The sequence below is a fragment of the Pantoea sp. CCBC3-3-1 genome (genome assembly GCF_007981265.1).
Lineage (GTDB): Bacteria > Pseudomonadota > Gammaproteobacteria > Enterobacterales > Enterobacteriaceae > Erwinia.
In genome coordinates, this window is record NZ_CP034363.1 from 3960170 (window position 1) to 3974069 (window position 13900).

The window sequence follows — 13900 nt, forward strand, 5'->3', positions numbered from 1 at the left end:
CGTTGCGAGACGTGCTCCGGCCTTTAATTCCGTTTGCAGTGCTACGGGTACTGACCTGCGGGATTGCTCGCAAAAAGACGGCTACCGGCGCAGAACGGCGGCATGCTTTTTTGCAGGAGAAATGAAGTGTGAGAAGGCAAACGGACGTTCAGGAGCGGATAAATCCGCTCCTGGTTATGAGCATCAGATCGCGACCGGCGCTTTGATGGCTGGATGGGGATCGTATCCTTCGATTTCAAAATCTTCGAAGCGATAGTCGAACAGTGAGGCGGGTTTACGCTTAATAACCAGCTTCGGCAGCGGACGCGGCTCACGAGTCAGTTGCAGATCGGTTTGTTCCATATGGTTGCTGTACAGGTGCGTATCGCCGCCCGTCCAGACAAAATCACCGACCTGCAAATCACACTGCTGCGCGACCATATGCACCAACAGCGCATAGCTGGCGATGTTAAACGGCAGGCCGAGGAAAACATCGCAGGAGCGCTGGTAGAGCTGGCAGGAAAGCTTCCCGTCCGCCACGTAGAACTGGAAGAAAGCGTGACAGGGTGCCAGCGCCATTTCGTCCAGCTCGCCAACGTTCCAGGCAGAAACGATGATGCGGCGGGAATCCGGGTCGTTTTTCAACTGCTGCATCACTTTAGCCAGCTGGTCGATCTGCTCACCGTTTGGCGCGCCCCAGCTACGCCACTGTTTGCCGTAAACCGGACCGAGATCGCCATTTTCATCCGCCCACTCATCCCAGATAGTGACTTTGTTTTCCTTCAGATAGGCGATATTCGTCTCGCCCTTCAGGAACCAAAGCAGCTCGTGGATAATGGAGCGCAGATGACATTTTTTAGTCGTGACCAGCGGAAAACCTTCCTGCAAGTTGAAACGCATCTGATGACCAAAAATTGACAGCGTGCCGGTGCCGGTACGGTCATTTTTCGGCGTGCCTTCGGTCAGCACTTTTTGCATTAATTCCAGATACTGTTTCATTTTTCCTCACGTAGTTGCTGCGTAGTTCGACGGCGGTAAGCCCAAATCATCATAATCACGCCAGCGAAAATCATTGGCGTCGAAAGAATTTGCCCCATGCTGATGGCGTTGTCGAACAGGCCCAGCTGCGCATCCGGCTGACGGAAGAATTCCACAATAAAGCGGAACGTGCCGTAACCAATCAGGAACAGGCCAGAGACAGCGCCCATTGGGCGGTTTTTACGGATAAAGATATTCAGAATGATAAACAGTACCACCCCTTCAAGTATCAGCTCGTAAAGCTGAGAAGGATGGCGCGGCAGTACGCCATAGGTCGCCAGCAGCGACTGCCATTCTGGATGAGTGGCAGCCAGGGCGATATCTTCGCCACGCGAGCCGGGGAACAGCATCGCCCACGACAAATCGGGCGCGACGCGGCCCCAAAGCTCACCATTGATAAAGTTGCCCAGGCGGCCAGCGCCAAGACCAAACGGGATCAGCGGCGCAATAAAATCCGCTACCTGGAAGAAATTACGTTTGGTGCGACGGGCAAACCACAGCATGACGCAAATCACGCCGATTAAGCCGCCGTGGAACGACATGCCGCCATCCCAGACCTTAAACAGATAAAGCGGGTTATCCAGAAACAGCGGCAGGTTGTAAAACAGCACGTAACCGATACGGCCACCGAGGAAAACGCCGAGGAAACCGGCATAGAGCAGGTTTTCGACTTCATCTTTCGTCCAGCCGCTGCCCGGCTTGTTGGCGCGGCGCACGGCCAGCCACATGGCAAATATAAAGCCGACCAGGTACATCAAACCGTACCAGTGCAGAGCAATCGGCCCGACAGAGAAAATCACCGGATCAAATTGGGGGAAAGCCAGATAGCCGTTAGTCATCTTTCACCATTTTTAATAGTCCCTGGCCCGCAGGCGCCGGAGTGAATAAACCAGTGCGCGCAAGGCGCTGCATATAAGGCGCGCATCATAGCACAGGCAGCAAAGGCCATCCCGCCGGAACTGTAACTTTGTTGCAGCCTAACGTCCGCCGCGGATCAATCCGCCTAAGCCACGTCGCTCCATAAAGGCGGCGACCAGATGGCGGACTTCGCTGGCCAGCTGTGCCCGGAGGCTGGTTTCCGCCAGCTTTTGCGCCTCTTCATAATCGATATGATGAAGCAGGTATTTTACCCGGGCCACGTTGCGGCCATTCATGCTGAGGTGGTGATAGCCCAGACCAATCAGCAGCGCAACACAGCTGGAATCTCCCGCCATTTCACCACACAGGCACAGTTCGATACCGGCCAGCTTCGCTTCTTCAGCAATGGTTTTTAACGCCCGCAGCATCGCCGGATGCAGGCTGTCGTACAGGTTCGCTACTCGGGTATTGTTACGATCGACGGCCAGCAAATACTGGGTCAGATCGTTGGTGCCGACGGAAATAAAGTCGACGCGTTTTGCCAGGTGGCCGATCATAAAGATCATTGACGGCACTTCAATCATCACGCCGAGGCGGGGCTTTGGAATGGCGTAGCCGAGCATCTCTTCTACTTCCCGAGCCGCACGCTCGATCAGCCTGATCGCCTCATCAATTTCATCAATGCTGGTGATCATCGGCAGCAAAATGCTCAGATTATCGCTGGCGACGTTGGCGCGTAGCATTGCCCGTACCTGGACAAGAAAGATCTCTGGTTGATCGAGCGTCAGACGGATGCCACGCCAGCCCAGGCAAGGGTTTTCCTCGCTAATAGGCATGTAGGGCAGCTGTTTATCCGCTCCCACATCGAGCGTTCGCAGCGTCACCGGCTTTTCCAGAAACAGTTGCAGCATGCCCTGATACTGCGCGACCTGCTCCTCTTCAGAAGGGAAGCCGCTTTGTAGCATGAAAGGAATTTCCGTGCGGTACAGCCCCACGCCGTCAACCCAGCTACCCAGCGCCTGCTCATGCTCGGCGCTTAATCCGGCATTGAGCATCACCTTTACCGGCTCGCCCGATTTCAGCGCTGCCGGGCATTCCACCACGTCTTCTGCCAGCTTGCTCAGCTCGTTTTCTTCACTGATAAGACGTTGATATTCCTGCACCAGCATCGGTTCTGGATCGACCAGCAGCTCGCCGCGATAGCCATCCACGACCAATAGCCGGCCGTTCAGCAACTCCGGCTGAATATCAGCACCCATCACCGTTGGAATGCCCATCGCGCGAACCATGATCGCCGCGTGAGAATTCGACGCACCGTCACGAACCACGACGCCTGCGAGACGATCGTGCGGCAGCTCCGCCAGCGTTGTCGCCGTCAGTTCATCAGCGACCAGCACAAAGCGTTCAGGCCAGGTATTAGTGCCCTGCACGGTGTCATCGAGGTGAAAAAGCAGGCGCTGCCCCAGCACGCGCAAGTCGCCAGCCCGTTCGCGAAGGTAGCTATCCTGTAAGCTGGCGAACTGATGGACAAACTTCTCAATGACCTTTTTTACGGCCCATTCGGCTACCGATCCGTTATCGATCTCGGTATAGAGATCTTTTTTCAGGCGATTGTCGCTCAGCAGGTGGGAATAGAGATCGAAGATCGCCGCGCTTTCTTTATGCACGCTGGAGGTGAACCGCTTGCTGTAGCGGCGAAACTCGCCGGAGGCTTCATCCATCGCCAGCGACAATCTTTCACGCTCGCGCGCGGTGTCCAGCGTGGAGGCAGCGAAAACATTTTCCAGCGACGGCTGTGTGCTGTCGACCCAGCCTTCGGCAACGGCAACGCCAGGTGCTGCGGCCAGCGCACGAATACGGGTTTGGCGATACTGACCAAACAGGGCATTAAGCTGTGACTGCGACAGAATTGTCGCCATTTGGGTTGCCAGCGTAACCAAAAACGATTCTTCGCTTTCATCAAACTGGCGGTGTTCCCGCTGCTGAACAACCAGCACGCCAAGCAGCTGACGGCGGCTGATAATCGGTACGCCTAAAAAAGAACGGAAACGCTCCTCTTTGACGGCAGGAACATATTTGAAGCTGGGGTGGCTCTGCGCATCGGCGAGGTTAATCGGTTCGGCAAGACGCCCGACCAGCCCGACGATCCCTTCGTCAAAGGCCAGTGCGACGGTGCGGCCTCGTGGCTTTTTCAAGCCGCGAGTCGCCATCAGGTAATAGCAGCGACGATCGTGATCGGCCAGATAGACCGAACACACTTCGGTATCCATCGCCAGGCAGATCTCGTTAACCAGGATATCCAGCGCCTCGGTCAGCCGGGGCGCCCCTGCCACTTTTTCCACTATCTCGCGCAGCTGTGTAAGCATCATCGGAGTGGCTTACCCTCTTTTCCGTCGATAAAGCGCATTGCGCTGTACGGCGTTCTCCTGCAGCGGCATTACTACGCCAGCAAATTCTTTCATCACCCGGCGATAAACGTCGCGCTTGAAAGAGACTACCTGGCGCACCGGATACCAGAAGCTGACCCAGCGCCAGCCGTCAAATTCCGGCGTGCTGCTGGTCTGCATGTTGATATCCGCGTCATTGCACAATAATTGCAGAAGAAACCACTTCTGTTTCTGGCCGATACAAACCGGCTTTGTGTCCCAACGCACCAAACGTTTTGGCAACTTATAGCGTAACCAGTTTCGGGTAGAGGCAAGAATACGGACATCCTTGCGGTGCAAACCGACTTCTTCGAAAAGTTCTCGATACATCGCTTGTTCCGCGGTTTCGCCAGGATTAATGCCTCCCTGAGGAAACTGCCAGGAGTGCTGACCATATCTTCTGGCCCACAACACTTGTCCCTGCCTGTTACAAATTACGATACCAACATTCGGGCGGTAGCCATCATCATCGATCACTGGACTACCTCAAACTAAAACTCGGATGTTCTGATTGTTTCATACTCCTCACAGGCGGTAAACCACTGCTTTGCGGCCTTGAACGGCGCTAATCACGGGATAACTCGCAGTTGGAAACAAAGTTATAAACAGAATTTGCCGATTTTACTCGATCTTATTCACCTTTTCTGTGGATAGCTTTGTGCAGAACTCGGTTAACATTTGGGGAAAACTTTCCAGGCCAGGTAAAAGGCAGAGGAATGTCCGCAGCTTAACCTGCTAAATATCATAGGAATTATCTGGAGAATGGCGCAGCTTCGACACCCTTCATACTCCGGTCACAAAGGCATGATCACCAACTGACCAAAGATCGAACAATGCACCTTTTATCCACAGCTTATGGTGCGATGATAAGCAAAAAAGGGTGAAAAAATGGTAAAATGGTGCCGTCAAGGCTGTAAATCAAAACAGTATTATTGTAAAAAGCGACTTATCCCATTTTTCTGTGGATAACTACGTGTAAGATCCTGTTCATTGTCGGTGACAACTCGCGCATAACCTTGTGGCATGGCTTAGTCATGAGCGGGAGGCAAAATAAAAAGCCATGATTTATCATGCTATTATTCGACTTTTGCACCGCCAGAGTCGGTTAGCCTTCGGCAGGCAAAAAGAGTGGTTATTTTTTAATCAGTTCAAAAAGGTTATTCATGGCATCTGATTTTGTTGCGGTTACGCCCCCTGAAAATGAAACGATCCTGCTGGAGCGGGCGCAGCGGCTGGCAGGTTATACGCTGGGCGAGCTGGCGTTACGAGCCGGTCTGCTGATCCCGCCCGATCTTCGCCGGGATAAAGGCTGGGTCGGCATGCTGCTTGAACGCTACCTGGGTGCCAGCGCCGGCAGTAAGCCAGAACAGGATTTTGCGGAGATTGGCGTGGAGCTGAAAACCATCCCGATCGATGCGCTGGGACGCCCGCTGGAAACAACTTTCGTCTGCGTCGCTCCCCTGACGGGTAACAGCGGCGTAACGTGGGAAACCAGTCACGTGCGTCATAAGCTGACCCGAGTGCTGTGGGTTCCGGTGGAAGGCGAACGCACTATTCCGCTGGCGATACGTCGGGTCGGTGCACCGCTGCTGTGGAGTCCCAGCCAGCAAGAAGAGACTTTGCTGCGCTGTGACTGGGAAGAACTGATGGATATGATTGTGCTTGGCCAGGTCGAACGTATCACCGCGCGGCATGGCGAAGTGCTGCAAATCCGGCCAAAAGCCGCGAACAGTAAAGCGCTTACCGAAGGGATTGGTGAAAATGGTCAACCGATCATGACGTTGCCACGCGGCTTTTACCTGAAAAAAACCTTTACTGCCCCCCTGCTTGCCCGCCATTTTTTACTGTAAAGCTTTAGCTGCTTGCCGCCTGACCAGGTATACTCTTCGTTTACCTTTCGTTTAGGATGCGATGTTAGTATGTTTGATTGGATTGCAGATCCCAATGCCTGGCTGGCGCTGGGTACGCTAACGATTCTTGAAATCGTTCTGGGTATTGATAATATTATTTTCCTCTCTCTGGTTGTCGCCAAACTTCCCAAAAAGCAGCAGCATGCAGCCCGCCGTCTGGGCCTTGCAGGCGCAATGTTGATGCGTCTGGGCCTGTTAGCGTCTATCGCCTGGGTTATTCGTCTGACTACGCCGCTGTTTACCGTGATGGATCACAGCTTCTCCGCCCGTGATTTGATTCTGCTGTTTGGCGGCCTGTTTCTGCTGTGGAAATCCAGCCAGGAAATCCATGAAACCATTGAAGGCGGCGAAGAAGAGCATCAGACCAACGTTCACTCATTTTTCGGCGCTATCGTGCAGATTATGCTGCTGGATATTATCTTCAGCCTTGATTCGGTCATTACGGCGGTCGGGCTCTCCGATCATCTGATTATCATGATGGCGGCGGTGGTTATTTCCGTTGGCGTGATGATGTTCGCGGCCCGTACGATTGGCGAATTTGTCGAGCGTCATCCTTCGGTGAAAATGCTGGCGCTGAGTTTCCTGATCCTGGTTGGCTTTACGCTGATGCTGGAAAGTTTCAGCGTCCACGTGCCTAAAGGCTATATCTATTTCGCCATGTTCTTCTCTATGGCCGTAGAGTGCCTGAATTTGCTGCGTAATAAAAAGAATCACGCTTAATAGTGCCTGGCCGGTTTTGCCGGCCAGTTTCCTCCTGCCCCCTGGTCATATCACTTTACGAAAAATGTCAATGTTCTGACGTGCTGATGCCATAAATTCAGAGTTCTGCGGTTACGTATTGCGCAAAAATACGCTATTACTACTCCAACAAGTTACAGCAGCTAAGGGAGCAAAATATGAAGGTACTGTCTGGCGCAGTGGTGCTGATGCTGGCCACACTGCTCGGTGGATGTAGTAGCGATTACGTGATGGCAACCCGGGATGGCAAGATGATTATGACGCAGGGAAAACCTGAAATAGATAAAGATACGGGCCTGGTCAAATATACCGATAGCTCAGGTCATGAATTACAAATCAATGGTGATGACGTCTCATCGATTGTGGAACGTTAATCTTTTATAGCAGAACGCCAGGCATCCGATCCGCTTTCGCCACCGCAATATTAACGCTGGGGTGGCGCCGTAGCACTTCCCGATAAATCGCCTCTTCCCCCTCTTGCACCTGACGGTTATAGTCAAAAGCCGGACTGCGGCAGTATCTCCGCGCTTTGCAGTAGCAAAAGGTCCAGGTTCAGCTTTTAATAATGAAAAAAAGGAAGCCGGCAAATGCACTATCATCGTATCCCCCACAGCACGCTGGAAGTTAGCCGCCTTGGTTTAGGCACTATGACGTTTGGCGAACAGAACAGCGAAGCCGATGCTCATGCCCAGCTGGATTTAGCACTACGTTCAGGTATTAATTTTATTGATACCGCCGAAATGTATCCGGTGCCGCCGCGCCCGGAAACGCAGGGACTCACGGAAAAATATATCGGCAGCTGGCTGAAGGCTCGCGGCAGCCGTGACAAAATCGTGCTGGCCTCTAAAGTCGCTGGTCCGATACGCGGCACCGACGCGTCTATTCGTCCGGGCCAGGCGCTGGATCGTAAAAATATCCGCGAGGCGCTGGATGCCAGCCTGAAACGGCTTAACACGGATTATCTGGATCTCTATCAGCTGCACTGGCCGCAGCGGCAGACCAATTACTTCGGCAAGCTGAATTATGACTATGCCGAGAGTACGGCAACGGTTACGCTGCTGGAAACGCTGGAGGCGCTAAACGAACAGGTTCGGGCTGGAAAAATTCGCTACATTGGCGTGTCTAACGAAACGCCATGGGGCGTGATGCGCTACCTGCAACTGGCAGAAAAGCATGAGCTGCCACGCATCGTCAGTATCCAGAACCCCTATAGCCTGCTGAACCGCAGCTTTGAGGTTGGCCTGGCAGAAATCAGCCAGCACGAAGGCGTAGAGCTGCTGGCCTATTCCTGCCTGGCGTTTGGTACGCTAAGCGGAAAATATCTCAACGGCGCAAAACCGGAAGGCGCTCGCAATACGCTATTCAGCCGCTTTACGCGTTACAGCGGCGAACAGGCACAGCTGGCCATTGCGGAATATGTCGCGCTGGCCAAAAAGCATAATTTAGATCCTTCGCAGATGGCGCTGGCTTTTGTGCGTCAGCAGCCGTTTGTCGCCAGCACGTTGCTGGGTGCTACCACGCTGGAACAGCTTAAGATCAATATTGACAGCTACAATCTGACGCTGGATGAAGAGGTGATGCAGGCGCTGGAAGCGATTCACCGTCGTTATACTTTCCCGGCCCCTTAATGGTCAACAGGGCGGGAAAAGTCCCGCCCGGATATTTTTGGCAGGGTGCAGGCAAGAGAAACTCAGGCCTTTCACAAAGATGCCAGAAACGGCTTCCATGCCGGCGCGACCAGAGCCATTCATGGCGCTGGTCGCTTGCTCCGGGCCTGAGTTCCACGCGCTTTAGATTTGTCTGCGCTTTTGCGCCAGCTGCCATCCCCAGAGTACCGCAATCGCCAGCGCAAACAGCGCACCAAACCCGACTCCTGTCGCTACCGGCGGCGCACCCAGCTTAATCGCCACGGAATAGATGCCCAGCATCAGCAGCATTGCGCTGTTTTCACCAAGATTCTGTACGGCGATAGCGTTCCCCGCACCGACGCTCTCTTTACCACGCATTTGTAGCAGTGCGTTCAGCGGCACCACAAAAAAGCCGCCCAGCATGCCAATGATCACCAGCAGCGCGTAAGCGCCAGCGGCAGTGTGCTGCAACGAGAAAAACACCACGGCAACGCCAATCAGCACGCCTGCGGGCATACAGCGGCCGACCGTTTTTAGCGTGACAATTTTTGCTGCGGCAATCGCCCCAACAACAATACCGATGGCGACCATCGCGTTCAGCAACGTCGGTGTTTTGTTGTCGGTAATACCCAGCGCCACGGGCACCCACAATACCAGCAGGAAACGTAACGTGACGCCTGCGCCCCAGAACAAACTGGTGCCCACCAGCGAGAAGCGGGTTTCACCGTCACGCCACAGGAGGCGGCAGGCGCGGAAGAAACTTGCCGACATCTGTACGGGATGCCACGTTTGTCCAGGACGTGCGGCAGCCAGTTTTGGGATCAGCAGATTCGCCGCAACCGCCAGACCATACGCCACCACACAGGCAATCAGCGCCGCCAGCAGGTTCCAGTCGGCCAGCACGCCACCGGCGATGGATCCGATCAGGATCGCCGCAATGGTCGACGACTCCATCAGTCCATTGGCTTTAACCAGCGTTTCGCCGCCGGTTATCTCGCCTAAAATGCCATATTTAGCCGGAGAATAGGCTGCCGCGCCGACGCCCACCAGGCTGTAGCCGATAAACGGATTAAAACCAAAACAGATCGCCAGCGCGCCCAGCAGCTTCAGGCCGTTGGCGAACATCATCACCCGGCCTTTCGCAAAGCTGTCCGCCACCTGACCGACAAACGGCGCGAGAATGATATAGGTAGCGACAAAAACCATTTGCAGCACCGGCTGGCTCCAGTCGGGATACACCTGCTGTTTTAGCACTGCCAGCGTCGCGAACAGCAGGGCATTGTCGCCGAATGCAGAAAAGAACTGGGCGGCAATCACCGCCAGCATGCTGCGGGAAAACAGGCTTTCGCGGGTCTTACTCATCTTTATTCTCCGCAAGCGCCATGCCGTTTAGGGTAACAAAATCGGGCTTCCCGCTGCCCAACAACGGCAGCTGTTGCAGGTAGCGAATATCACGCGGCACGGCCAGTTCAGGGCTTCCTGACTCGCGAGCGGCGCGCTGCAACCGATCGCGGGTTAAATCGCTGTCGGTAGTAAACAAGACCAGGGCTTCTCCCCGATTGCCGTCCGGCTTCATCGAGGCAGCGTGCTGTTTCTCTGCCGAGGCTTTCAGGGCTATTTGCTCCACGGTCTCAAGCGACACCATCTCACCGGCAATTTTGGCAAAGCGTTTCGCGCGCCCCTGAATCTGACAGAAACCATGTTCGTCAAAGCTAACGATATCGCCGGTGTCATACCAGCCGGCTTCCATTTGCCCTTCGCCATTATCGGCCTGAGGCGCTTCCAGCACGCCTGGCTTCTCCACGCGCAGATAGCCTTTCATAATATTTGGCCCGCGTAGCTGGAGCTGGCCGCCCTGCTCAATACCCGGCACCGCAATCAGGCGCGAATCCATACCCGGTAAAATACGGCCAACGGTATGATTTTTAGCGGCCATCGGGACGTTGATCGCCACCACAGGTGCGCACTCCGTGACGCCGTAGCCTTCAAGAATGCGGATGCCAAATTTATCCATCCACGCCTGGCGCGTGTTTTCCTGAAGTTTTTCCGCACCGGCGACAACATAGCGCAAGCGCGCAAAATCGTAAGGATTGGCGAAACGGGCGTAGTTGCCAAGGAAAGTCGAGGTGCCGAACAACACCGTACAGTTCCGGTCATAAACCAGCTCAGGCACGATGCGGTAATGAAGCGGGCTTGGGTAGAGGAACACCTGGGCGCCGGTCATCAGCGGCGTAAACAGGCCAACCGTCAGACCAAACGCATGGAACAGCGGTAGCGCCGACATAAAACGGTCGCGCGGCGTAAAGTCAGCCACGGTGCGGATTTGCTCGACGTTGGCCAGCAGGCTTTTATGCGAATGCACCACGCCTTTTGGGTGGCCCTCGGAGCCAGAGGTAAACAGCACCATCGCCGCCTCTTCCGGCTGCTGCGGGACGGCCGCAAGACGAGGGAGAAGCAGGCGGCTTAAGATCCAGAGCTTATCCTGAGTAGTGACGGTATCCTTCAGATCCTCAAGGAAAATCCATTTCACCTGCGTCAGTTCTTCCGGCAGATGCCAGAGCTTGCCTTTCTCCATAAACTGACGGGACGTGAACACGGTTTTCACCTCAGCGGCTTGCAGCGCGCTGCCCAGTCCCTTGACGCCTGCCGTATAGTTCAGCATTGCCGGCACGCGGCCGCGCATCGTCGCGCCAAGGATCGCCGCCGCCGTGACGGTCGTATTCGGCAACAGCAGACCGATATATTCACCAGATGAGGTATAACGCTCCAGTATGCGCCCCACGCCCAGCGCCTTTTTCAGCAGGCCGGTATAGCTGTCAGGACGGAAATTGACGTCTTCAATACAGGGCTTAAACAGTCCGTAACGGTGACGGGCAGAGAGAAAAGCCTGATAGAGCGTTTCACGCGGGCGCACCGCCATACGCGCTTCCATCATAATATGATGCAGATGCTCACCGGCCAGCTTGCGACGCTCACGTGCGGTTTTGGCTTCCGGCATCGGAATGGTGGTAGCAGGCAGCACGGTCAGGCTGATGCGGGGAAACAGGCGACGCTTAAACACCCCACCCAGACGGCCAAAAGGCGAGTATTCCGCGCCTTCAATGCGCATGGGCACCACGGTAGCCTGAGATTTTGCCGCGACAAAACCCGCACCGTCGTAAATTTTCATCAGGGAGCCGGTGACGGTAATACGCCCTTCCGGGAAGATGACCACCGGTCGTCCGGTATTGATCAGTTTTACCAGATGCTTAACCGACAGTGGCTTGGTGGGATCCAGCGGAACGAAATCGATCAGCGGACGCAACCCGCGCATGTACCACTGTTCGCTGATGGAGGAATAGACCGCAAATACCGGTTTAATCGGCAGAAACAGCGCCAGCAGCATGCCATCCAGAAACGACATGTGATTGGGAACAATCAGCACTTTCTCTTTATGCAGAGCCGACAGATCGCCGCCGAGTGAGGTACGAAACGCCACGCGAAAAAGCAGGCGAAAAAATGAAAATAACATGCCATCTCCTTAGCTAAAAAACTGCCTGTAACGATGCAGGATATAGCGACACAAGACAATGCAGTAGGTGAAATATTGTGGCGATAAACTTTGCCTTTATGCGTCACCCTTTCGCCATGGGTGCTATACGTTTTACGGCTGTCCATGCTGGATATGGGGGTTCCGATACCTTTGGCACTTCTGGATTTTTAATGTAATCCGGCAAGCACAGAAAATATTTTGCCCAATAAATATTACTGCGAGTCCCGGCAAGAGAAATAATCGCCATACACAAGCTGTCTCTCGCCGAAGTATGTTCTGGTGAGAAATCATTTACGATGAAGAGGGAATGTTTTGATAACAGGGCTTACTCAATAAAGCACGCTTAGAAAAAACGGACCCCAGGGTCCGTTTTTTTATGGCTGAACGCACTTATAAGGCCCAGCCGCCGCCTAACGCGGCGATAAGCTGAACGCTGGCGACCCACTGCGTGCTTTGCAATGACAGCAGGCTTTGCTGCTGGCTGAGGCTGCTGTTTTCCGTGGTCGCCACGTCGAGATAATCGATCATGCCGGCTTCATATTGATTGCGCGTAACGCGGGCTGAATCCTGGGCAGCGGCCGTTGCGCGCTGCTGCGCCAGCATCTCTTCCTGCAAGGTGTTCAGCTCCACCAGATAGTTCTCCACTTCCTGGAAGCCGGTCAATACCGCCTGACGATAGCTGGCAACGTCGGCATCATAAGCGGCTCTGGCCTGTTCCACTTTAGATGAGGTCGCGCCAAAGTCCAGCAGCGTGCCGCTGAGCGACGGGCCAAGCGACCAGACGCGATTTGGCAGCGAAATCAGATTATGCAGGGCGGAACTGGTGAACCCACCGGTCGCGCTCAGGGTCAGATCGGGATAATAACCCGCAATGGCCACGCCGACCGCCGCATTAGCCGCCGCTACGTTGCGTTCTGCATAGGCAATATCCGGGCGACGCTGAAGAAGCGAGGATGGCACGGCGTGCGGAATCGCCGGTAGCGTCGCCTTCAGTTCTGCCGCCGGCAGCGTGAATTCCGCTGGCGTCTTACCGATTAGCAGTGCAATGGCGTGCTCAGCCTGCGCACGTTGCCAGCTGAGATCCAGCGCGGAAGCCCGGGCGGTTTCCAGCTGCATCTGTGCCTGAGCGAGCGTGGCGCGGGATTCGCTACCTGCCTGATATTTATTATTAATCACCGTCAGGTAGCGCTGATAGGCGTCAACGCTTTGCTGATACAGCGCAATCTGCTGGTCCATTATCCGCAGCTGGAAGTAGTCCTGCGCCAGCTCAGACTGCGCGCTGAGGGTAATGTTAGCCAGTTCGGCCGCGCTGGCCTGCGCGCTGGCTTTGTTCTCTTCCAGCGTGCGCCTGAGCTTGCCCCAGATATCCAGTTCCCAGCTGGCGCTGGCTTCCAGAGACTGGCTGTTGCTGGTCGTTCGTTGGCCGGAGCCGCTGGTACTGCTCCCCGCGGCTCCGCTGCGCGTAGAGGAACCGGTCCAGGTCGCGCTGGGGAACAGATCGGAACGAGATTCCGAAACCAGCGCCTTCGCCTGGCGATATTGCGCCTCATACTGCGCGACGTTTTGGTTAGAAACAGAGACCTGGCTCAGTAATCCGCTCAGCGTGGCATCATGGTAGACCGTCCACCATTCGCCTTTGCTTTGCGCATCCTGCGGCGTGGCCTCACGCCAGCCTTTTGCCTCTTTATACTGCGTTGGCACGTTGACCGTCGGGCGATGGTAATCAGGCCCCACGGCGCAGCCGCTGAGAAGCAACGCCAGCAAAACGGGTGTGAGTTTATTCATTTTCAT

Annotated in this window: 11 protein-coding genes; 4 read left to right on the forward strand and 7 right to left on the reverse strand. The window is 54.9% G+C overall.

Going from position 1 to position 13900, the window contains the following annotated elements:
• Positions 1-183: 183 nt before the first annotated feature.
• From thyA to rppH, 4 genes are all read right to left on the reverse strand, one after another.
• Entirely contained in the window at positions 184-978 is a 795-nt protein-coding gene (gene thyA, locus EHV07_RS18490; protein WP_147199633.1) for a thymidylate synthase, read from the reverse strand.
• On the reverse strand, positions 975-1856 hold the full coding sequence (gene lgt / locus EHV07_RS18495) for a prolipoprotein diacylglyceryl transferase (protein ID WP_147199634.1): 882 nt from the start codon (positions 1854-1856) through the stop codon (positions 975-977). The genes thyA and lgt overlap by 4 nt, the downstream gene beginning before the upstream one ends.
• Before the next feature lie 138 nt (positions 1857-1994).
• Positions 1995-4241, reverse strand: a complete 2247-nt coding sequence (gene ptsP / locus EHV07_RS18500) for a phosphoenolpyruvate--protein phosphotransferase (RefSeq protein ID WP_147200668.1) — start codon at positions 4239-4241, stop codon at positions 1995-1997.
• Between the two features lie 12 nt (positions 4242-4253).
• Positions 4254-4778, reverse strand: a complete 525-nt coding sequence (gene rppH, locus EHV07_RS18505) for an RNA pyrophosphohydrolase (RefSeq protein ID WP_147199635.1) — start codon at positions 4776-4778, stop codon at positions 4254-4256.
• A 686-nt stretch (positions 4779-5464) separates the two neighbouring features.
• On the opposite strand from rppH, the gene mutH reads away from it, so the two are divergent.
• The 4 genes from mutH (at position 5465) to EHV07_RS18525 (ending at position 8577) form a co-directional block, all read left to right on the forward strand.
• Positions 5465-6151: a DNA mismatch repair endonuclease MutH gene (mutH, locus tag EHV07_RS18510; RefSeq protein ID WP_147199636.1), complete on the forward strand. Its 687-nt coding sequence runs from the start codon at positions 5465-5467 to the stop codon at positions 6149-6151.
• Between the two features lie 69 nt (positions 6152-6220).
• Positions 6221-6931, forward strand: a complete 711-nt coding sequence (locus EHV07_RS18515; RefSeq protein WP_147199637.1) for a TerC family protein — start codon at positions 6221-6223, stop codon at positions 6929-6931.
• A gap of 176 nt (positions 6932-7107) precedes the next feature.
• The gene (locus EHV07_RS18520; protein ID WP_147199638.1) at positions 7108-7323 is read left to right on the forward strand and encodes a YgdI/YgdR family lipoprotein; all 216 of its coding nucleotides are present in this window, start codon (positions 7108-7110) and stop codon (positions 7321-7323) included.
• Between the two features lie 213 nt (positions 7324-7536).
• Positions 7537-8577, forward strand: a complete 1041-nt coding sequence (locus tag EHV07_RS18525) for an NADP(H)-dependent aldo-keto reductase (RefSeq protein ID WP_147199639.1) — start codon at positions 7537-7539, stop codon at positions 8575-8577.
• A gap of 162 nt (positions 8578-8739) precedes the next feature.
• On the opposite strand, the gene lplT is transcribed toward EHV07_RS18525, so the two are convergent.
• The 3 genes from lplT to EHV07_RS18540 form a co-directional block, all read right to left on the reverse strand.
• A complete protein-coding gene (gene lplT, locus EHV07_RS18530; RefSeq protein ID WP_147199640.1) occupies positions 8740-9939 on the reverse strand; it encodes a lysophospholipid transporter LplT in 1200 nt (399 codons plus the stop codon).
• Entirely contained in the window at positions 9932-12088 is a 2157-nt protein-coding gene (gene aas, locus EHV07_RS18535; protein WP_147199641.1) for a bifunctional acyl-ACP--phospholipid O-acyltransferase/long-chain-fatty-acid--ACP ligase, read from the reverse strand. Before aas ends, lplT begins: the two co-directional genes overlap by 8 nt.
• Positions 12089-12499: 411 nt before the next feature.
• Positions 12500-13900 carry an efflux transporter outer membrane subunit gene (locus EHV07_RS18540; RefSeq protein ID WP_147200669.1) on the reverse strand — a complete coding sequence of 467 codons (1401 nt, stop codon included), beginning with the start codon at positions 13898-13900 and terminating at the stop codon, positions 12500-12502.

What these genes read in the sequence shown, in the direction of transcription:
- EHV07_RS18520 (WP_147199638.1), top strand. Translation starts at nt 7,108, where the DNA reads ATGAAGGTACTGTCTGGCGCAGTGGTGCTGATGCTGGCCACACTGCTC.
- mutH (WP_147199636.1), top strand. Translation starts at nt 5,465, where the DNA reads ATGGCATCTGATTTTGTTGCGGTTACGCCCCCTGAAAATGAAACGATC.
- thyA (WP_147199633.1), bottom strand. Translation starts at nt 978, where the DNA reads ATGAAACAGTATCTGGAATTAATGCAAAAAGTGCTGACCGAAGGCACG.
- EHV07_RS18525 (WP_147199639.1), top strand. Translation starts at nt 7,537, where the DNA reads ATGCACTATCATCGTATCCCCCACAGCACGCTGGAAGTTAGCCGCCTT.
- lplT (WP_147199640.1), bottom strand. Translation starts at nt 9,939, where the DNA reads ATGAGTAAGACCCGCGAAAGCCTGTTTTCCCGCAGCATGCTGGCGGTG.
- ptsP (WP_147200668.1), bottom strand. Translation starts at nt 4,241, where the DNA reads ATGCTTACACAGCTGCGCGAGATAGTGGAAAAAGTGGCAGGGGCGCCC.
- EHV07_RS18515 (WP_147199637.1), top strand. Translation starts at nt 6,221, where the DNA reads ATGTTTGATTGGATTGCAGATCCCAATGCCTGGCTGGCGCTGGGTACG.
- aas (WP_147199641.1), bottom strand. Translation starts at nt 12,088, where the DNA reads ATGTTATTTTCATTTTTTCGCCTGCTTTTTCGCGTGGCGTTTCGTACC.
- lgt (WP_147199634.1), bottom strand. Translation starts at nt 1,856, where the DNA reads ATGACTAACGGCTATCTGGCTTTCCCCCAATTTGATCCGGTGATTTTC.
- EHV07_RS18540 (WP_147200669.1), bottom strand. Translation starts at nt 13,900, where the DNA reads ATGAAAATGAATAAACTCACACCCGTTTTGCTGGCGTTGCTTCTCAGC.